Source organism: Streptomyces luteireticuli (assembly GCF_041519305.1).
Taxonomy (GTDB): domain Bacteria; phylum Actinomycetota; class Actinomycetes; order Streptomycetales; family Streptomycetaceae; genus Streptomyces; species Streptomyces luteireticuli.
This window is the reverse complement of sequence record NZ_CP167927.1, coordinates 6,871,558-6,890,200: the sequence shown is the minus strand read 5'-3', so window position 1 is coordinate 6,890,200 and position 18,643 is coordinate 6,871,558. Positions and strand designations below refer to the sequence as shown.

Annotated in this window: 15 protein-coding genes and 1 riboswitch; of the genes, 10 read left to right on the top strand and 5 right to left on the bottom strand. The window is 72.7% G+C overall.

What is annotated here, in order from left to right; translation table 11 throughout:
• Window positions 1-4 precede the first annotated feature (4 nt).
• From AB8735_RS30955 to AB8735_RS30940, 4 genes are all read left to right on the top strand, one after another.
• On the top strand, window positions 5-1,651 hold the full coding sequence (locus AB8735_RS30955) for an MDR family MFS transporter (protein ID WP_372410867.1): 1,647 nt from the start codon (window positions 5-7) through the stop codon (window positions 1,649-1,651).
• Window positions 1,648-2,286, top strand: coding sequence for a DsbA family protein (locus AB8735_RS30950; protein WP_372410865.1), 639 nt, complete (start codon window positions 1,648-1,650; stop codon window positions 2,284-2,286). The genes AB8735_RS30955 and AB8735_RS30950 overlap by 4 nt, the downstream gene beginning before the upstream one ends.
• 38 nt (window positions 2,287-2,324) lie before the next feature.
• The gene (locus AB8735_RS30945) at window positions 2,325-3,353 is read left to right on the top strand and encodes an SDR family oxidoreductase (RefSeq protein ID WP_344021986.1); all 1,029 of its coding nucleotides are present in this window, start codon (window positions 2,325-2,327) and stop codon (window positions 3,351-3,353) included.
• A gap of 420 nt (window positions 3,354-3,773) precedes the next feature.
• Window positions 3,774-6,539: a SpoIIE family protein phosphatase gene (locus AB8735_RS30940; RefSeq protein ID WP_372410864.1), complete on the top strand. Its 2,766-nt coding sequence runs from the start codon at window positions 3,774-3,776 to the stop codon at window positions 6,537-6,539.
• Window positions 6,540-6,679: 140 nt separating this feature from the next.
• On the opposite strand, the gene AB8735_RS30935 is transcribed toward AB8735_RS30940, so the two are convergent.
• Complete coding sequence (locus AB8735_RS30935; RefSeq protein ID WP_344021984.1) at window positions 6,680-7,888, bottom strand: helix-turn-helix transcriptional regulator; 1,209 nt, start codon at window positions 7,886-7,888, stop codon at window positions 6,680-6,682.
• A 345-nt stretch (window positions 7,889-8,233) separates the two neighbouring features.
• Here AB8735_RS30935 and AB8735_RS30930 point away from each other — a divergent pair, with 345 nt between their 5' ends.
• From AB8735_RS30930 to tgmC, 5 genes are all read left to right on the top strand, one after another.
• Window positions 8,234-8,392 (top strand): hypothetical protein, encoded by a 159-nt coding sequence (locus tag AB8735_RS30930; RefSeq protein WP_344021980.1) that lies wholly within the window; start codon window positions 8,234-8,236, stop codon window positions 8,390-8,392.
• 32 nt (window positions 8,393-8,424) lie between these two features.
• The gene (locus tag AB8735_RS30925; protein ID WP_372410862.1) at window positions 8,425-8,574 is read left to right on the top strand and encodes a hypothetical protein; all 150 of its coding nucleotides are present in this window, start codon (window positions 8,425-8,427) and stop codon (window positions 8,572-8,574) included.
• Window positions 8,575-8,722: 148 nt separating this feature from the next.
• Window positions 8,723-8,998 (top strand): putative ATP-grasp-modified RiPP, encoded by a 276-nt coding sequence (gene tgmA / locus AB8735_RS30920; protein ID WP_372410861.1) that lies wholly within the window; start codon window positions 8,723-8,725, stop codon window positions 8,996-8,998.
• A 9-nt stretch (window positions 8,999-9,007) separates the two neighbouring features.
• A complete protein-coding gene (gene tgmB, locus AB8735_RS30915) occupies window positions 9,008-9,964 on the top strand; it encodes an ATP-grasp ribosomal peptide maturase (protein WP_372410860.1) in 957 nt (318 codons plus the stop codon).
• Window positions 9,952-11,082, top strand: a complete 1,131-nt coding sequence (gene tgmC, locus AB8735_RS30910) for an ATP-grasp peptide maturase system methyltransferase (RefSeq protein ID WP_372410858.1) — start codon at window positions 9,952-9,954, stop codon at window positions 11,080-11,082. Before tgmB ends, tgmC begins: the two co-directional genes overlap by 13 nt.
• 138 nt (window positions 11,083-11,220) lie before the next feature.
• Here the strand turns inward: tgmC and metE are convergent, their stop codons facing one another.
• Entirely contained in the window at window positions 11,221-13,533 is a 2,313-nt protein-coding gene (metE, locus tag AB8735_RS30905) for a 5-methyltetrahydropteroyltriglutamate--homocysteine S-methyltransferase (RefSeq protein ID WP_372410857.1), read from the bottom strand.
• A gap of 129 nt (window positions 13,534-13,662) precedes the next feature.
• A riboswitch (cobalamin riboswitch) is annotated at window positions 13,663-13,874 on the bottom strand.
• Between the two features lie 172 nt (window positions 13,875-14,046).
• Between metE and AB8735_RS30900 the strand changes: the two genes are divergently transcribed.
• On the top strand, window positions 14,047-14,919 hold the full coding sequence (locus AB8735_RS30900; RefSeq protein ID WP_372410856.1) for an NAD-dependent epimerase/dehydratase family protein: 873 nt from the start codon (window positions 14,047-14,049) through the stop codon (window positions 14,917-14,919).
• A gap of 44 nt (window positions 14,920-14,963) precedes the next feature.
• On the opposite strand, the gene AB8735_RS30895 is transcribed toward AB8735_RS30900, so the two are convergent.
• The 3 genes from AB8735_RS30895 to AB8735_RS30885 all read right to left on the bottom strand — a co-directional run bounded on the left by AB8735_RS30895 (window position 14,964) and on the right by AB8735_RS30885 (window position 18,599).
• The gene (locus AB8735_RS30895) at window positions 14,964-16,499 is read right to left on the bottom strand and encodes a malate synthase A (RefSeq protein ID WP_372410854.1); all 1,536 of its coding nucleotides are present in this window, start codon (window positions 16,497-16,499) and stop codon (window positions 14,964-14,966) included.
• Between the two features lie 53 nt (window positions 16,500-16,552).
• Window positions 16,553-17,833: an isocitrate lyase gene (aceA, locus tag AB8735_RS30890; RefSeq protein ID WP_344022305.1), complete on the bottom strand. Its 1,281-nt coding sequence runs from the start codon at window positions 17,831-17,833 to the stop codon at window positions 16,553-16,555.
• A 205-nt stretch (window positions 17,834-18,038) separates the two neighbouring features.
• Complete coding sequence (locus AB8735_RS30885; RefSeq protein ID WP_372410852.1) at window positions 18,039-18,599, bottom strand: histidine phosphatase family protein; 561 nt, start codon at window positions 18,597-18,599, stop codon at window positions 18,039-18,041.
• Window positions 18,600-18,643 lie beyond the last annotated feature (44 nt).

The window sequence follows — 18,643 nt, the reverse complement described above, 5'->3', positions numbered from 1 at the left end:
TCCCATGCCCGTTTCCACCACCGCCCCGCCGTCACCGCCCGGCCGCCGCACCGTGGCCGCCGTGATGGCGGCGCTGCTGCTGGGACTGCTGCTCTCCGCTCTCGACCAGATGATCGTGGCGGCCGTCATGCGCACCGTGGCCGACCAGTTGCACGGGCTGACGCTGCAGGCGTGGGCGACCACCGCGTACCTGGCCACCGGGGTCGTCTCCACGCCCCTGTACGGCAGGCTGTCGGACCTGTACGGCCGCAAACCCCTGTACCTGGTGTCGATCTCGCTGTTCCTGCTGGGCTCGGCCCTGTGCGCGGCGGCGCAGTCGATGTACCAGCTGGCCGCCTTCCGGGCCGTCCAAGGGCTGGGCGCGGGCGGACTGATGGCCCTGGCGTTCGCGATCCTGGCCGACATGCTGCCGCCGGAGCGGCGCAGCCGCCACCAGGCCTGGTTCGGGGCGGCGTTCGGCGTCGCCAGCGTGGCCGGCCCCGTGCTGGGCGGGCTGTTCGCCGGCCTGGACCGGCTCGGGGGCGTCGCGGGCTGGCGCTGGGCGTTCCTGGTCAACCTGCCGATCGGCGCGGTCGCGCTGTTCCTGGTCGCCACCCTGTACCGGCTTCCGCACACCCGGGTACCCCATCGCGTGGACTACGGCGGCGCGTTGACCCTGCTGCTCGGCCTGGCCCCGCTGCTGGTGGTGGCCGAGCAGGGCGGCCACTGGGGCTGGGCGTCCGCCCGCACCCTGGCCCTGGCCGGCCTGGGGGCCGCCGGGCTGGCCGCCTTCGTCCTGACGGAACGCCGGATGGGCGACGCCGCGCTGCTGCCGCCCGCCATGTTCCGCCGGCCGCTCTTCGCCGTGAGCAACGCCGTCAACACGGTCGTCGGCATGGGGGTGTTCGGCGGCCTGAGCGTGCTGCCGATGTACCTCCAGATCGTCAAGGGCCTCTCCCCCGGCGCGGCAGGGCTGATGCTGCTGCCGCAGACCCTGGGCATCATCGCCGGCGGCCGGCTGTGCGGTCCCGTCGTCACCCGCACCGGCCGCCACAAGGGGTTCCTGCTGCTGGGCCTGGCCTGCATGACGGGCTGCGCCCTGGCCTTCTCCCGCCTCTCCCCCGGCACCTCGCTGTGGACGACGGGGACGGTCACCACACTGATGGGGCTCGGGATCGGGGTCTGCTTCCAGGTGATGCTGCTCGCGATCCAGGCGTCGGCGCCGCCCGGGGCGATGGGCGCGGCGAGCGCCTCGTACACCTTCTTCCGGCAGATCGGCGGCACCGCGGGCACGGCCGTCTACCTCTCGGTCCTGTTCGCCCTCACCGGCGACCGGGTCGCCGGTGCCCTCCACGACGCCGAGCGCACACCGGAGTTCGGCGCCGCCCTCCGCGATCCCGCCGTCGCGGACACCCCGGCCGCGCGGCGGCTGCTGTCCGCGCTGCGCGACGGCACGGCCCCCGACCTGGACGACAGTTCCTTCCTCGACCGCCTCGACCCACGGCTCGCCCGGCCCGTCCTGGAGGGGCTCTCCGGCGCGATGGACTCCGTCTTCCTCATCGTCACCGGCGTCCTCGCCGCAGGGCTGGTCCTCGCGCTGTTCCTCAAGGACACCGGCAAAGGCGCCGGCAAGGACACCGACCGGAAGGACCGGAAGGAGGAGGCGGCATGACCCGCCCCGTACAGATCGAGTTCTGGGCCGACGTGATGTGTCCCTGGTGCTGGATCGGCAAGCGGCGGCTGGATTCGGCCGTCGCACGGCTCGGCCGCCCCGTCGACGTCGTCTGGCGCAGCTTCGAACTGCGCCCCGGCCACCCGGCCGTCCCCGGGCCCACCCTGCGCGACATGATGGCCGTCCGCTACGGGCTCGACGCGGACCGCCTCGGGGAACTGTTCGGCCGGATCGAGGAGTTGGGTGCAGCCGAGGGACTGCTGCTGCGCCCGGCCACCGCCCGGCCGGTCAACTCCTTCGACGCGCACCGGCTGATCCGCGCGGCCGCGGAGCACGGCCTGGCAGACGCCATGGCGGAACGGCTCTTCGCGGCCCATCTGACCGACAACGCCGACGTCGCCGACCGGACGGTCCTCACCGGTCTGGCCCGCGACGCGGGCCTCGACGCCGGGGCGGTCCGCGCCGTGCTCGACGGGACCGAGCACGCCGGCGCCGTCCTCGCCGACCGGCGGCGCGCGGGGCACGCCGGCATACGGCAGGTGCCCACATTCGTCGTCGACGGCGTGCCCGCCGCCGCCGGCGCCGAGTCCACGGCCGTTCTCCTGGACCGGCTGCGGGGGGCGGCCGGCCGATGATCCCGTTTGCGGTCACCGCCGAGGGGTACCCGGCGGCGGTGAGCACACGCAACGGACGCACACGCAGCGGAGCGCGAACCGTCGTCGTGACCGGCGCCAGCGGCGGTGTGGGACGCGCCACGGCGCGGGCCTTCGCCGCACGCGGCGCCCGGGTCGCCCTGCTGGCCCGGGGCCGCAGGGGCCTCGACGCCGCCGCGCGCGAGGTCGTCGCGGCCGGCGGGCAGGCACTGGTCCTGCCCGTGGACATGGCCGACCACCATGCCGTCCGCGCGGCGGCGGACCGGGTCGAGGAGGTGTTCGGCCCGGTGGACGTCTGGGTCAACAACGCCTTCGCGACCGTCTTCGCGCCGTTCGTGGAGATCGAGCCGGACGAGTTCCGGCGCGCCACCGAAGTCACCTACCTGGGCTGTGTGTACGGCACGCAGGCCGCGCTGTCGCGGATGCTGCCGCGCGACCACGGCACGATCGTCCAGGTCGGCTCGGCGCTGGCGTACCGGGGGATCCCGCTGCAGTCCGCGTACTGCGGGGCGAAGCACGCGATCCAGGGCATGAACGAGGCGCTGCGCTGCGAACTCCTCCACCAGGGCAGCAAGGTGCGCACCACGATGGTGCAGCTGCCCGCCCTGAACACCCCGCAGTTCCGCTGGGCGCTCTCCCGGCTGCCGCGCAGCCCGCGGCCGGTGCCGCCGGTCTACCAGCCGGAGGTAGCGGCGCGGGCGATCGTCCACGCGGCCGACCACCCGGGGCGGCGCGAACGCTGGGTCGGCGGCAGCACGGTCGCCACGCTGCTGGCCAACGCGGTGGCGCCGGGGCTGCTGGACCGCTACCTGGCGCGGACGGGCTTCTCCTCGCAGCAGACGGCGATCCCGCACGAGGAGCTGGCCCCGGTCAACCTCTGGCACCCGGCGGACGGTGCCGGGGGACACGACTTCGGCGCCCACGGCACCTTCGACGACCGGGCCGTCGCCCACGGCGTACAGCCGTGGCTCGCCCGGCACGGCGGGGCGGTGGCCGTGGTCGCGGCGGCGGCCGGGGTGGGTGTGGCGGGGCTGCGGCGACGGCACTGACGCCCGCGCCCGGCACCCTCCGCCCGACGCCCTCTGCCTGATGCCCTCCATCCGGCACCTTCCATCCGGCACCACGAACGCCCCCGCTCCGACGCCGATAGCGCTCCGGATCACCCGTTCGAGCGGCGGAAGGCTGCACTCCGGCGCGGCTGCGTGTGGACTGAGGACTGTGGGCGGTAAGAGCACCCGACCTCTCTCCCGAGCTGTGTGAGGAGCGGCAGATGACCTTCTCGGAGCGAGATGTGACGGACGAGATCGAGCAGATGAAGGAGGACGCGCTGAACCAGGTGGTCAGCGACGAGGACCGGGACGCCGGGCTCGCCGACGAGGAGTGGTGAAGTCCCCTCGCCGGGCCTCCCCCGGCCCCCCGCGCGGCGCCCAACGTTCGCGCCGCGCGGGGCACCACGGTAGACATGGGGTATGGCCCGAATCCGGGGCCGCTCCTGGAGGCCCTCGGGCCGCTGGTTCGCCGGCCGGCGCGCGGGCAGTCGGCACGAGCGGCGGCAGTGGCGGCAGGATCCGCGAGGGGCGTCGACGCGGCGTCCATGGGCGGTGACGAGCACCCGCAGCGTCGCCGGCCAGATGTTCCTGCTGCAGGTGCTGATCGTGCTGGTGCTCGTCGTGGCAGCGGTCGGCACCCTGCTGTTCCAGGCGCGGAGCGACAGGTTCCAGGCGGCGCGCGACCGTTCGATCGCCGCCGCCGAGGCCTTTGCGCACGCCCCCGGGCTGCCGGCCGTCATGGCGGGCCCCGACCCGGCGGCGGTCCTCCAGCCGCTGACCGAGGACGCCCGCAAGCACGGCGGCGTCGACTTCATCGTGGTCACCGACCGCAACGGCACCCGCTACACCCACCCCGACCCGTCCCTCATCGGCAAGCACTTCGTCGGCAACGTCGAGCCGACGCTGCGCACCGGCAAGGTCACCGTCGAGACCGTGCACGGCCCGCTCGGCCAGGAGGAACAGGCGATCGTGCCGGTGCACGACAAGAGCGGCGCGATCATCGGCGCGGTCGCCTCCGGGATCAAGGTCAGCGCGGTCAGCAGCGCGTTCGACCGGCAGCTGCCGTGGGTCCTCGGGGCCGGCGCGGCGGCCCTCGCCCTGGCCACGGCCGGGACGGCGCTGGTGAGCCGGCGGCTGCGGCGGCAGACCCACGGGCTGGGCCCGGCCGAGATGACCCGGATGTACGAACACCATGACGCGGTGCTGCACGCCGTGCGCGAGGGCGTGGTCATCGTCGGCGGCGACGGCCGGGTCCTGCTCGCCAACGACGAGGCCCGGCGGCTGCTGGAGCTGCCGCCGGACGTCGAGGGCCGGCCCGTCGACGCACTGGGCCTCGCGCCCCGGACGGCCGCGCTCCTGTCGTCCCGGAGCGCGGTCACCGACGAGGTGCTGCCCGTCGGCGACCTGCTGCTGGCCGTGAACGTACGGCCCACCGACCGCCTCGGCGGCCCGCCGGGCAGCGTGGCCACCCTGCGGGACTCCACCGAGCTGCGGGCGCTGGCCGGCCGGGCGGAGCTGGCGCGCGAGCGGCTGCGGCTGCTGTACGACGCGAGCGTGGCCGTCGGCACGTCCCTGGACGTCCGGCGCACCGCCGAGGAGCTCACCAAGGTGGCCTCGCCCCGGTTCACCGACTACGCCACCGTGGACCTCGCCGAGCCGGTGCTCCGCGGCGACGAGCCCCGGCTCTCCGCGCGGAGCGGCCAGGAGGCGGTGCTGCGCCGGGTGGCGCTCACCGGCCCGACGGCCGACAGCCCGCTCTATCCGGCGGGCGAGCTGGTCACCTTCGCCGGGCCGACCCCGCAGGCCACCGGGTTCGTCAGCGGCCACCCCGTGCTCGTCCCCGACCTGGCCGCCTCCTCCGGCTGGCGCACCCAGGACCCCTCGCGCACCCAGGCGGTGCTGGACTACGGCTTCGTCTCGATGATCACTGTGCCGCTCAAGGCCCGGGGCGTGCTGCTGGGCATCGCCACCTTCTGGCGCACCCGGGACAGCTCGGTCTTCGAGGAGGACGACCTGTCGCTCGCCGAGGAGCTGGCGGCGCGGGCCGCCGTATGCATCGACAACGCCCGCCGCTTCACGCGCGAGCACGACATGGCCGTCACCCTCCAGCACAGCCTGCTGCCGCGCGGCCTGCCCGAGCAGAACGCCCTGGACGTCGCCTACCGCTACCTGCCGGCCCAGGCCGGGGTCGGCGGCGACTGGTTCGACGTCATCCCGCTGCCCGGGGCCCGCGTCGCCCTGGTGGTGGGCGACGTCGTCGGGCACGGTCTGCACGCCGCCGCCACCATGGGCCGGCTGCGCACGGCCGTGCTGAACTTCTCCACGCTCGACCTGCCCCCGGACGAACTCCTCGGCCACCTCGACGAGTTGGTCGGCCGCATCGACCTGGAGGCGGCGGAGGCCGAGGACGAACGGGCCGTGGCGGGCGCCACCTGTCTGTACGCGATCTACGACCCGGTGTCGGGCGTCTGCTCCCTGGCGCGCGCCGGGCACCCCCTGCCGGCCCTCATCGCGCCGGACGGCTCGGTGGACTTCCCCGAACTGCCCGCCGGGCCGCCGCTGGGCCTGGGCGGCCTGCCCTTCGAGGCCGCCGAACTGCGCCTGCCCGCGGGCAGCAACCTCGTCCTCTACACCGACGGTCTCGTCGAGGACCGCCGCCGGGACATCGACGAGGGGCTGGCCGTCCTGCGCGAGGCCCTGTCGGTCGCGGACCGGACGCCCCAGGAGACCTGCGAGGCGGTCCTCGGGGCGCTGCTGCCCGACCCGCAGACCGACGACATCGCCCTGCTCGTGGCCCGCACCCGCATCCTGCCCGCCGACCGGATCGCCGAGTGGGAGCTGCCCTCCGACCCCGCGGTCGTCGCCCGCGCCCGCGCCGACGTCACCCGGCAGCTGGAGCAATGGGGCCTGGAGGAAGCGGTGTTCACCACCGAGCTGATCCTCAGCGAACTGATCACCAACGCGATCCGGCACGCCTCCGGCCCGATCCGCGTCCGGCTGCTCCGCGACCGCATGCTGATCTGCGAGGTCTCCGACACGAGCAGCACGTCCCCCCATCTGCGCTACGCGGCGGCGGAGGACGAGGGCGGGCGGGGCCTGTTCCTGGTGGCACAGCTGGCGGAGAGGTGGGGGACGCGCTACCTCCCCGACGGGAAGGTGATCTGGGCGGAGCAGCCGTTGTCGTGACGGGGGGTTCCGCCCCCGGCCCGCCCTTTCCCGAAGCTCCGGGCCGATACAAGGCCTGGAGCCCGGCCTGCACGGCAGGGCCCCGTCGGCCCATGTCCCGGGCCGGCGGGGCTCATTGCGTTCCACGGACAGAGCCTCGACTACAGCTCTGCCATGAGACCGGAACGCTGGGCCATTGTCACAAGCTCCGGCTTGCTGCGCTCGTGGTGTATGACCAGGACGCGCAGTACCTCACGGGCCATCGGATGAACCTGCGCCATCTGTGGTGTGACCTTGTGCGCCTGCCTCAATGCCTCCTCGGCGCCGCTGTGATCGTTCACGGCCAGATGAGCGCGAGCAGCGTCAATGCAGAGCCGCCCGATTCGTGACGGGCGGAGTCCCTGTGGAGGAGTCCTGATGAGCGGCCCGGACAGTTCGGTGGCTTCGTCGGGACGTCCCAACTCGATGTGAGAAGCCAGTTCGTACAGTGCAACATTGCCCGGCCCGAACGTCGTGTTGTGCGCCAGGACGTCGTGGGGCATCTGCTCGGCCAACGCCTTGGCCTTTTCGACGTGGCTACGGGTGGCTCCGTGGTCTTTTGCCCGAGAGGCCAGGACGACGCCACGGAGATGGAGGGACCCCAGTGCGTGGACCTCCTCTTGAGTCGCGGGTCCAAGGCGCAATGCCCGTTCGTAGCCAGTAATGGCCCGGTCGATGATGGCGAGGCCATCGCCGTAGTGCCCCGCGCTCTGGTGCGTGCCGGCTTCATTCCACGCTGCACCGGCCTCGGCGCGAGGATTCCAAGTCTGCCGTGCCGCCCAGGTTTGCCGGGCGACGACGAGATCGGCGAGGTCGGGTTGTACCAGTCGGTGGGCGACCGAGTACGCGCAGCCATAGACATCGGCCACGTCGGACCACACAACCGTCTCTCCCGGCTCTTCCATCGCTGCTGCTGTCACCTGGCCCAGTAGCCGCGGCAGCATGCGCAGGAGTTCAAGGTACTTCGTCGAAGCACGCAATTCCCCGGCCTTGCGCAGGTCCTTGGCCAACTCCTCGGGCGGCGGCACATCCTCTTTGGGCAAGGTATAACCACGAACGACCGTACGGAGTTTGGTCATCAGGTCGCTTTGCTCTGAGGGACCCATGAACGGCTGACCATAGATTCGGGCCGTGGATACGTGCAGGGCCTCGGCAATCGCCGCTACCACCGGAGGGCTCGCCGCTCGGATGCCTTGCTCAATCTTGCTGAGCAGGGATGTCGAGACGCTGGCGGTACGTGCCAACTTGGTTTGACTCATCCCCCGGGATTTGCGGAGGAGTTGGATATTCTCCCCAGCTGCCGGCGTGCGTTCAACCGCTGTGCTCTCCATACGATCACACTCTTCCATGAGGTGGTGCGCTGCCCCCCTCCTGACAGTCTGCCCGGCCTCGCCTGTGTCAGTTTTGTGTCAACTGATCTTGAACGGCGGGAGTTAGCTGCCTGTAACGCAAGCATTCGCCAGGGAGGCGCCGGACATGTCGAGGCAGACGTACCGCCGAGGGGCGTACGTGATGGATGCCCGCACCGGGCAGGTCGGGGAGGTGATGGGTCACGAAGGTCCGAACGTTCAACTCCGGCCCCTGCATGGCGGGCAGGAGTGGGAGGCGGACCCCTGCAAGGTGCGGTTGGCCACCAACAGCGAGAAGCGTGCGGCGGGAATCACGCGGGAGCGCCCGTGACCGACCTGCGCGCCTACCAGTTCCCCCGCCCCCTGATCGGCGTGACCCGCCACTCCCCGCCCGGACGCCGAGAGGGTGATGCGGTCCCGGTCGGGGACGACACCCGACTCCCCACGGAGCCGGAACAGCACGAGCCCGGGGAGAACGCACCGTGATCCCCTTGCCGCACAGCGCCGGACCCCCGGCCATGCCGACCCCGGTCCCGGGCTGCCCCCTCCGTGTCCGGCTCGACACCGCACAGAGGGCGGCGCGGGACCGGGGCGACCAGGCGTCGGCCGACAAGTTCTCGGGCGCGTACGTCAAGCACCACACGACCCGGCATCCGGGGTTGTGGTGACCACCGGAACGGGCGACCAGCAGCCAGAGGTTCAGTACGACTGGGGTTCGGTACGACTGGGATCCGAGTTGCGAAGCTCGGCCCCGTCATCGCCCGGTCGTCCAACACCCCGCCGGCGGCCCGGCGGGCCCTGGGACATCAACTACCAATGCATGGAGGGAATGTGAAGGACACCACGATCTCCACCTCGCGGGCTCCATGGGGTATTCGCCGCATGCAGCCGCTTCGCAACGGTGCGGCGACGCTGCGGTATGCGGGACTGGACGCCGAGTCCCAGACCGGCCGTTGGATCGGCAAGAACGGTGAGACTGTTCCGATGGAGATGGGCAAGCACGGCTCGTCCGTGAATACCTACCCGCCCACCCAGGTCAGCAAGGACGGGAAGATGGACCCGGACTCGGGGCACGACGCCGAGCAGGACTGAGGAATGCCCATGGACGGACGTCCGGTGCTGGTCTCGACCCAGCATGAGGATCCGACTGCTGATCTCGTCGTCGCCGAGTTGAACCGTCGCCGGGTGCCCGTCCTGCGGTTCGACCCCGGGAGGGACTTCCCCGGGGTCGCCGTACTCGCGGCGAACACCCACCAGGGTGGTTGGTCCGGCACCCTCACCGTCGGGAGCCGCACAGCCGATCTGGACGCCATACGCGCCCTCTACCACCGGCGCCCCAGCATCTACGAGCCCGTTGGCAGCGGGCAGACGGCTTTGTTCGCGGCGAAGGAGAATCGCAGAGGGCTGGGCGGTGTACTGGCTGCGCTGCCCGGTTGCCTTTACCTCAGCCATCCCCAAGCGATTGCCCGCGCCGAGTACAAGCCGGCACAGCTCGCGGAAGCTGTCCGGCTCGGGCTGCCGGTGCCGGAGACCCTGATCACGAACGACCCGGTGCACGCCAAAGAGTTCTGTGCGCAGCAACCGACGATCTACAAGCCACTGCACGCGGGCTCGTACACCGTGGGTGGTGAGCCGGCGGGGATCTGGGCTGCGCGCGTCGAACCGGGCGAGATCGATGATGCGGTGAAGCACAGCGCCCACCTGTTCCAAGCCGAGGTCCCGAAGGTGGCCGACGTCCGGGTTGTTGTCATCGGGGACCGGGTGCTCTGTGCGCGCATCACTGCCCCGCCCGGCGTCCTCGACTGGCGGTCCGTGTACGGAAGTCTGTCGTACGAGCCGGTCGAGTGCCCCGCAGAGGTACGGCGTGCCCTGATCGAGTTCACCGAGAGCTTCGGACTCCGGTTCGGCGCATTCGACTTCGCCGTGACCGCCGACGGCGCCTGGTGGTTCCTGGAGTGCAACCCGAACGGGCAATGGGCATGGCTGGAAGACCGTGCCGGGCTGCCCATCGCCGCCGCGATCACTGATGTCCTGGAGAACGGAGAGTGCCCCGCGTGACCGACATCAACACGTCTGAGCGACTACGGGCCGGACTGGTCCGGCACCTCAAAGCATCGGGTGTGCTCCACAGCTCACGCTGGGAAGCCGCAGTGTCCGCGGTGCCCCGGGAAATCTTCCTGTCGCGGGGGTGGTTCGAGCACGACGGAGGAGGTTGGTACCGCCCTGAACGACCGGACTCGGCTACCGCTCTGGCGCGGGTCTACGAAGACGACACCCTGGTGACACAGGTAGCCGGTGCGGTCTTCCCCGAACAGGTGGAGGGCCGGATTTCCTCCGCCCCGTCGTCGTCATCCACCCTGCCCAGTCTGGTCGTCCGCATGCTGGAGGAGTCGGGCGTGCGCACGAACACGGCCGTCCTGGAGATCGGGACGGGAACGGGTTACTCCACAGCCTTGCTGTCCCACGTCGCCGGCGAGAACAATGTGACGACCGTGGAAGTGGACCGTGCGGTGTCCGAGCGTGCCGGCATGGCGCTCGCACAGGCCGGGCACTGGCCCGACCGCGTGGTCGCCGACGGTCTTGCAGGTTGCCCCGGGGATGGCCCCTACGACCGAGTGATCGTCACATGTGGCGTACGGACCATCCCTCTTGACTGGGTCACGCAGACCCGGCCCGGCGGCGAAATCCTGGTCACGGTCGGAGGCTGGATGCACGCCTCCGAGCTGGTGCGGCTCACGGTCTCCGAGGACGGAACGGCAAGCGGACCGGTCCTCGGGGGACAGGTATCCTTCATGCTCGCTCGCCCGCAACTCCCGCCCTCACTGGGCATGCTGCCCGATCTCAGGGCGGGAACCGCCTCTCCGACGGGTCTCGGGGCTGACGTCCTGGAGGAGTGGACGCCACGCTTCATCGCACAATTCGCCGCTCCTACGGCCCAACGCCTCACCCTCGACCGGGGCGGGCGTACGGAACACCTCGTCATCGACGTGGACGCCGAAGCGTGGGCATCGCTGTACCAGGAAGACGGACAGTGGATGGTGCGGCAATCCGGACCCGAACGGCTCTGGGACGTGATCGCCGACCGACTCGCACAGTGGCAGAAGGACGGGCAACCCCCAGTCGAACAAATGCGACTGCACGTCGGTCCGGAGGGGCAACACCTCACGTGGCAGTGAGCGCCGGACGGGCTGAATCAGCCCGTCCGGCGTTTGAGGACGAACGCGGCACAGCCGCGTTGCACCCGCGCGGAGCGCGAAGAAACTGGGGGCACCCCCTCTGGGGGAGAAAGGGCGGGGTCGGGGACCCCTACCGCATCAGCCCACTTCCCCCCGCGCCTCCCGCGCCGCCGCCACCAGATGCTCCAGTGCCTCCCGCACCTCCGTCCAACCCCGCGTCTTCAGACCGCAGTCGGGGTTGACCCAGAGCCGCTCCGCGGGGACCGCGGCCAGCGCGCGGCGCAGCAGGGCCGTCACCTCCCCGGTGTCGGGGACGCGCGGCGAGTGGATGTCGTAGACGCCGGGCCCGACCTCCCTCGGGTAGCCGGCGTCCGCCAGTTCGCCCGCGACCTGCATGTGGGAGCGGGCGGCCTCCAGGCTGATGACGTCGGCGTCGAGGTCGTCGATGGCCTGGAGGACGTCGCCGAACTCGGCGTAGCACATATGGGTGTGGATCTGGGTGTCCGGCCGGACGCCGGAGGTGGTGAGGCGGAACGCCTCGGTGGCCCAGGCCAGATAGGCCGGGCGTCCGGCGGCCCGCAGCGGCAGGGTCTCGCGCAGCGCGGGTTCGTCCACCTGGATGACCGAAGTGCCCGCCGCCTCCAGGTCGTTCACCTCGTCGCGCAGGGCGAGGGCGACCTGGCGGGCGGTCTCCCCGAGCGGCTGGTCGTCGCGGACGAAGGACCAGGCGAGCATGGTCACCGGCCCGGTGAGCATGCCCTTGACGGGGCGGCCGGTCAGCGACTGGGCGTAGGAGGTCCAGCGGACGGTCATCGGCCCGGGGCGGGAGATGTCGCCGGCGAGGATCGGCGGACGGACGTAGCGGGTGCCGTAGGACTGGACCCAGCCGTGCTGGGTGGCGAGGTAGCCGGTGAGCTGCTCGGCGAAGTACTGGACCATGTCGTTGCGTTCGGGCTCGCCGTGCACCAGGACGTCGATCCCGGCCTTCTCCTGGAAGGAGATCACCTCCCGGATCTCGGCCTCGATCCGCTCCTCGTAGCCCTCGGTGCCGATGCGTCCGGCGCGCAGGTCGGCGCGGGCGGTGCGCAGTTCGGTGGTCTGCGGGAAGGAGCCGATGGTGGTCGTCGGCAGCGGCGGCAGGCCGAGCCGGGCGCGCTGGGCGGCGGCCCGCCCGGGGTAGGGGTGCGAGCGGCGGCCGTCGGCGTCGGTGACGGCGGCGGTGCGGGCGCGCACGGCCGGGTCGCGGGTGATGGGCGAGCCCGCGCGGGAGGCCAGGTCGGCCCGGTTGGCGGCGAGTTCGGCGGCGATGGCGTCGGTGCCGCGTTCCAGTCCGCGCGCCAGGAGGACGACCTCGGCGGTCTTCTGGCGGGCGAAGGCGAGCCAGCGGACGATCTGTCCGTCGATGTCCCGTTCGGCGGTGACGTCGAGCGGGACGTGCAGCAGCGAGCAGGACGCCGCGACGTCCACCCGGTCGGCGAGGCCGAGGAGGGTGGCGAGGGTGGCGAGCGACCCGGCGAGGTCGTTGATCCATACGTTGCGCCCGTCCACGACACCGGCGACCAGCCGCTTGCCGGGCAGGCCGCCCACGGCGGCGAGGTCGTCGAGGTTCCCGGCGGCGGGCCCGGTGAAGTCCAGGGCCAGCCCGTCGACGGGGGCCTTGGCGAGGACGGGCAGGGCGTCGCCGAGCCGGTCGAAGTAGGAGGCGACGAGGAGCTTGGGCCGGTCGGTGAGGGCGCCGAGGTCGCGGTAGACCCGTGCGGCGGCGTTGAGTTCGGCCGGGCTGCGGTCCTGGACGAGGGCGGGCTCGTCGAGCTGGACCCACTCGGCACCGGCGGCCCGCAGGTCGGCGAGGACCTCGGCGTAGACGGGCAGCAGCCGGTCGAGCAGGGTCAGCGGCTCGAAGCCCTCGTCGACGCCCGGGGCGGGCTTGGCGAGCAGAAGGTAGGTGAGGGGACCGACGAGGACGGGGCGTGCGTCGAGACCGAGGGCGCGGGCCTCCCGGAACTCGTCGACCTGCTTGGCGGAATCGGCCGCGAAGACGGTGTCCGGACCCAACTCGGGTACCAGGTAGTGGTAGTTGGTGTCGAACCACTTGGTCATCTCCAGGGGCGCGACGTCCTGCGTCCCCCGGGCCATGGCGAAGTAGCCGTCCAGGGCGTCCGCCTCGACGGCGGCGCGGTGCCGGGCGGGGATCGCGCCGACCATGACGGTCGTGTCCAGGACGTGGTCGTAGTACGAGAAGTCGCCGGTCGGCACCTCGTGCACGCCGGCCCCGGCGAGGCCCCGCCAGGTGGCGGCGCGCAGCGCGGCGGCGGTGCGCCGGAGTTCACCGGCGTCGACACGGCCCTTCCAGTAACCCTCGACGGCCTTCTTCAGTTCCCGGCCGGCACCCTGTCGGGGGTAGCCGTACACGGTGGCCCGTGCTGCCGCGGCTGCGGACTTGCTGGTCACAACACTCTCCTTCGCGAGCACTGAGCGGCGTCCCGGGACGGGTGCGCGCAAGGCGAAGGAGCGAACGGCCGGGTACGGCCATCGCGTTCGCCGACCCGCCCACGAGGTCACCGGAACTCCGTGCGCGTCCATACGCGCACGGGCAGTGGCAGGTCTTCGGACTCGCGGGCGCCGTGCCTGTTCCTACTGGCCGTCGCTTCCCGGGGTCCTCGCGGATCCCAGTGCTCATGACGGCGGTCGTTCCCACTCACCGCTGCGGGGCAGTCCCGGATTCCCACCGGGTTCCCTCTTGCGACGCGTCTGCCTGGCGGGCAGGGCGAACCAGCTGCACCGTCAGCGTAGGGGTTGCCGGCCCGCCCGGGGAAGTGATCTGGAACTCATCCCTCCCGAGTAGCCCACGCATCCGGCTCGCGAATGGCCCAAATGCGAGACGGCATTCCGCTCTAGCCTGGGCCACGTACCACCGAGTACCACCAAGTACCACCGCACACCACGCACGAACGGACCCTTTCCATGCGCATCTTCGTCGCGGGCGCCACCGGCGCCGTCGGCCGCCTGCTCGTCCCCCTCCTCCTGAAGGCCGGGCACGAGGTCACCGGGGCCTCCCGGACGGCGGAGGGGACCGAGCTCGTGCGGTGCATGGGCGCCTCCGCGGTCCGGGCGGACGTCCTCGACGCGGACGCCGTACGGCGGGCGGTGGCCGACGCCGCGCCGGACGCTGTCATCCACCAACTCACCGACCTGGCCGGGGCGGACGGCCGCGCCAACATAAGGCTGCGCCGCGAGGGCACCCGCAACCTGGTGGACGCGGCCCGCGCCGCCGGCGTCCGGCGGATCGTCGCCCAGTCCGTCGCCTGGGCCTACGCGCCCGGCGGCACCCCCGCCGACGAGTCCGTCCCCCTCGACGACTCCCCCGAGGCCCCGCGCGCCTCGATGGTCGGCGGCATCCGCGCCCTGGAGGAGACCGTCGCGGAGCTGGGGACGGCGGTCGTGCTGCGGTACGGCATCCTCTACGGCCCCGGCACCTGGTACGCCCCCGGCGGCGCGGTCGCCGCGGCGCTCCGCGGCGAACCGGCCGCCTTCCTCGGCGGCATCGAGGCGAACGACGCCGTGAGCTCCTTCGTCCACGTCGCGGACGCGGCGTCCGCGGCGGTCGCGGCACTCGACTGGCCGTCCGGCCCGGTGAACGTCGTGGACGACGAGCCGGCGCGGGGCCGGGAGTGGCTGCCGGTGCTCGCGGGGGCGCTGGGCGTCCCGGCGCCGGAGCCGGTGCCGGGCGGCGGTGAGCCGTGGGAGCGCGGCGCGCTCAATTCCCGCGCCCGGGAGCTGGGTTGGACCCCGGAGTACCCGACGTGGCGGGAGGGTTTCGCGGGCCAGGGCATCTGAGCGCTCCCTGTAAGCGCCCGAGCCCCCGCCGACCGGGCCGGGGCTCAGGCGCGCGCCCGGCCCCGCGCCCGGGGGGCGGCCGCGAAGTCCGGCCCGAACGCCCCCGGCGGCTCCGCCCCGAGGACCGTCCGGGCGACGGCGTGCCGCGCCTCCTCCGCCCGCGCCCCGGGCTGCTCCTCCGTCAGCGCGGCCGCTTCCTCCGCGAGGAGCCGCAGCACCGCCGCCGGTGAGATCACATCGTGCCGCAGCCACTGCCACACCTGGCAGCGGGCCGTCTCCGCGGTGGCCGCGTCCTCCACCAGGCCGTGGCGGACGACCGAAGTGCCGCCCCGCAGCCAGGAGTCGGCGCAGCGCAGGGCGACGCCCAGCGCGGCGCGCACGCCCGCCTCCGTGGGCCGGCCGCTGCTGCGGGGGACGGACAGCAGCCCGGCAGCCGTGACATGGACGTCCTCGCGGGTGCGCTCGAGCTGGTGGGGTCGGCCGGCCAGGACCGTGTCGAAGGCCGTGCGGCAGACGGGGACGAGGTCCGGGTGTGCGACGCGGGAGCCGTCGAAGCCGTCCTCGGCCTCGCGTTCCTTGTCCAGGCGGACCCGGGCCAGCACGGCCTCGTGCGCCGCGGCGTCGGCGCCGGGCACCTGGGCGGCCGGACCGCCGATGGCGTGGGCGCCGCGCCGGTGGCAGGTGCGGACGAGCAGTTCGGTGTACGCGCGCAGGAACGGCACGGTCATGGTGATCTTCGCCCGGTCCGGGAGGAGGAAGTCCGGCCGGTGCGGGAAGGCCCGTACGACGCTGGCGAGATAGCGCCGGGAATCGGTGGCCAGACCGGCGCTGCGGGCGCGCAGTTCGTAGAGGATCTCCTCCATCTCGAAGGCGGCGCCGATCGTTTCGACGGGTGCGGAGGCACGGACCGTGCCGTACGGGAGGCCGAGCCGGTCCTCGGCGAAGGTGAAGACATCGTTCCACAGCCGCGCCTCCAGGTGATTCTCCACCTGGGGGAGGCAGAAGTACGGTCCGGCCCCGGCGCCGCTCCCCCGCCCGGCCCGGGCCCGGTGGAAGAGGTGGAGTCCGGCGTCGACGAGGGCGGCCGCGGCGGGGCGGCCGGCGACCATCAGGTGTTTCTCGGTGAGGTGCCAGCCGCGCGGGCGGACCAGCACCGTCAGGGGCGACGCCAGGACGTGCGCCTGGCCCTCGACGACCCGCCCCCAGGCGGGCGCCACGCCGTCCGCGAAGTCGGCGACCCATACGGGGGCGCCGGAGGCCAGCGCCCGGTCCGCCCCCCGCCGGGTGGGCGGACCGGTGATCTCGATGCGGCGGTCGGCGAGCCCGGGCGCGGGCGCGGCCACGCGCCAGGAGCGGTCGGCCCGGACGGCGGAGGTCGCCGGGACGAGGTCGAGGGCCCCGCCGCCGGCCAACAGCGCGGCGCGATGCCGCCGTTCGGCCAGGAGAGCGGCCCGGCGGCCGGCGAAGGCGGCGTCGAGGCGGGCGACGAAGTCGAGGGCTTCGGGGGTGAGGACCTCGTCCGAGCGGGCGGGCCGGTCGCCGAGGAGGTGGACGGTCGGGGTGAGGGTGGGTGCAGTCATGGTCGTCTCCTGGGGGACCGGTCCGCCCGGCACGGGTCTACAGGTCTACGGGACTAATGGAACTGCTCTTCCTCGGTGGAGCCTGTCAGGGCGGTGGTGGACGAGGCGGGGTTGACCGCCGTCGAGACGAGGTCGAAGTAGCCGGTACCCACCTCGCGTTGGTGCTTCACCGCCGTGAAGCCGTCCTCCTGGGCGGCGAACTCCCGCTCCTGGAGCTCGACGTAGGCCGTCATGCCGTGCTCGGCGTAGCCGCGGGCGAGGTCGAACATGGCGTGGTTGAGGGAGTGGAATCCGGCCAGGGTGATGAACTGGAAGCGGTAGCCCATGGCGCCCAGTTCGCGCTGGAACTTGGCGATCTGATCGTCGTCGAGGGCGGCCTTCCAGTTGAAGGACGGCGAGCAGTTGTAGGCGAGCATCTTGTCCGGGTGCTCGGCGTGGACCGCCTCCGCGAACTCCCGTGCCTGGGCCAGGTCCGGGGTGCCGGTCTCCACCCACAGCAGGTCCGCGTACGGTGCGTACGCCAGCCCGCGGGCGATGACCGGCGCCATGCCGTTCTCGACCCGGTGGAAGCCCTCCGCCGTCCGCTCCCCCGTGCAGAAGCGCGCGTCGCGCTCGTCGACGTCGCTGGTGAGGAGGTTGGCCGCGAGGGCGTCGGTACGGGCGACGATCAGGGTGGGCACACCGGCGATGTCGGCGGCCAGCCGGGCCGCGTTGAGGGTGCGGATGTGCTGCGCGGTGGGGACGAGCACCTTCCCGCCCAGGTGGCCGCACTTCTTCTCCGACGCCAGCTGGTCCTCGTAGTGGATCCCCGCCGCGCCCGCCGCGATCATCGCCTTCGTCAGCTCGAAGGCGTTCAGCGGCCCGCCGAAGCCCGCCTCCGCGTCCGCGACGATCGGCGCCAGCCAGTCCGTCGAGGTGTCCCCCTCGGCCGTCGCGATCTGGTCGGCCCGCAGCAGCGCGTTGTTGATCCGGCGCACCACCGCCGGAACGGAGTTGACCGGGTAGAGGCTCTGGTCCGGGTAGGTGTGCCCGGCCTGGTTGGCGTCCGCGGCCACCTGCCAGCCCGACAGGTAGATCGCCTGGAGGCCGGCCCTGACCTGCTGCACGGCCTGGCCGCCGGTCAGCGCGCCCAGCGCGTGGACGTAGTCCCGCTCGTGCAGCTGCCGCCACAGCCGCTCGGCACCGCGCCGCGCCAGCGTGTGCTCCTCCCGCACACTGCCCGACAGTCGCGTCACATCCGCCGCCGAGTAGGTGCGCCGGATCCCCTTCCACCGCGGGTCCGTCGCCCACCGTCGTGCCAGTTCCTCGGCCTCCGTCGTGCCTGCCTGCGCCATGACCACCGTCTCCCGGTTCGCGTCGACCTTCACGTGTGCCTTTGTGGCAGGCGAAATCCCTTGTACCGCGCGGTAGTTCAGATGAGCGCAGCCGAACTCCGACGAGCCACACCACGACTGTGACAGTGGCACTCAGTGCCATCAACAGTCGCTTCCCGCCAATTTCCGCGAACACCCGGCGACCGGTGGGCGAATACGCGGCGACTCACGCGTACGGCGGCCGCCCGCAGCGCCAGTTCCACCGCCCCGCGCGCCCGGTGAGCTCGGTCGCCGACAGCGGCGGGACGTCCAGCCGCCAGAAGACGGCCGGCGGCAGCTCCAGCGCACCGGCCACGGCGGCCCGTACGACGGCCTGCGGAACGACCGCCAGCACCCTGCCACCGGCCGTGGCCTGCGACGCGAGCCACTGTGTGGTCCGCGCCAGCAGGGCGAGCAGCGTCTCCCCGCCGTGCGGTGCCGCGGCCGGGTCCGCCAGCCAGGCCGCCAGCGCCTCCGGCTCGGCCGCGGCCACCTCGTCGAGCTCCTTCCCCCGCCACCGCCCCACGTCCAGATCGCCCAACTCGGCTGCTGTCACCGCGTGCACCCCGAGCGCGTCCGCCGTCGCCCGGCAGCGGGCCTCCGGGGCGGTGTACGCACGGGCGAAGCCGGGCAGCGCGCCCACCGCCGCCCGGACCGCCGCCGACGCCGCCGCATCCGGCGCCACATCACCGAACCTCACCCCCTCGCTTCCCGTCACCGCCGCGAACAACACCACCCGTACCGTCATCCCACCCACCCTCTCCAGCCCTGCACAGCAGCCGACTTGGCGCC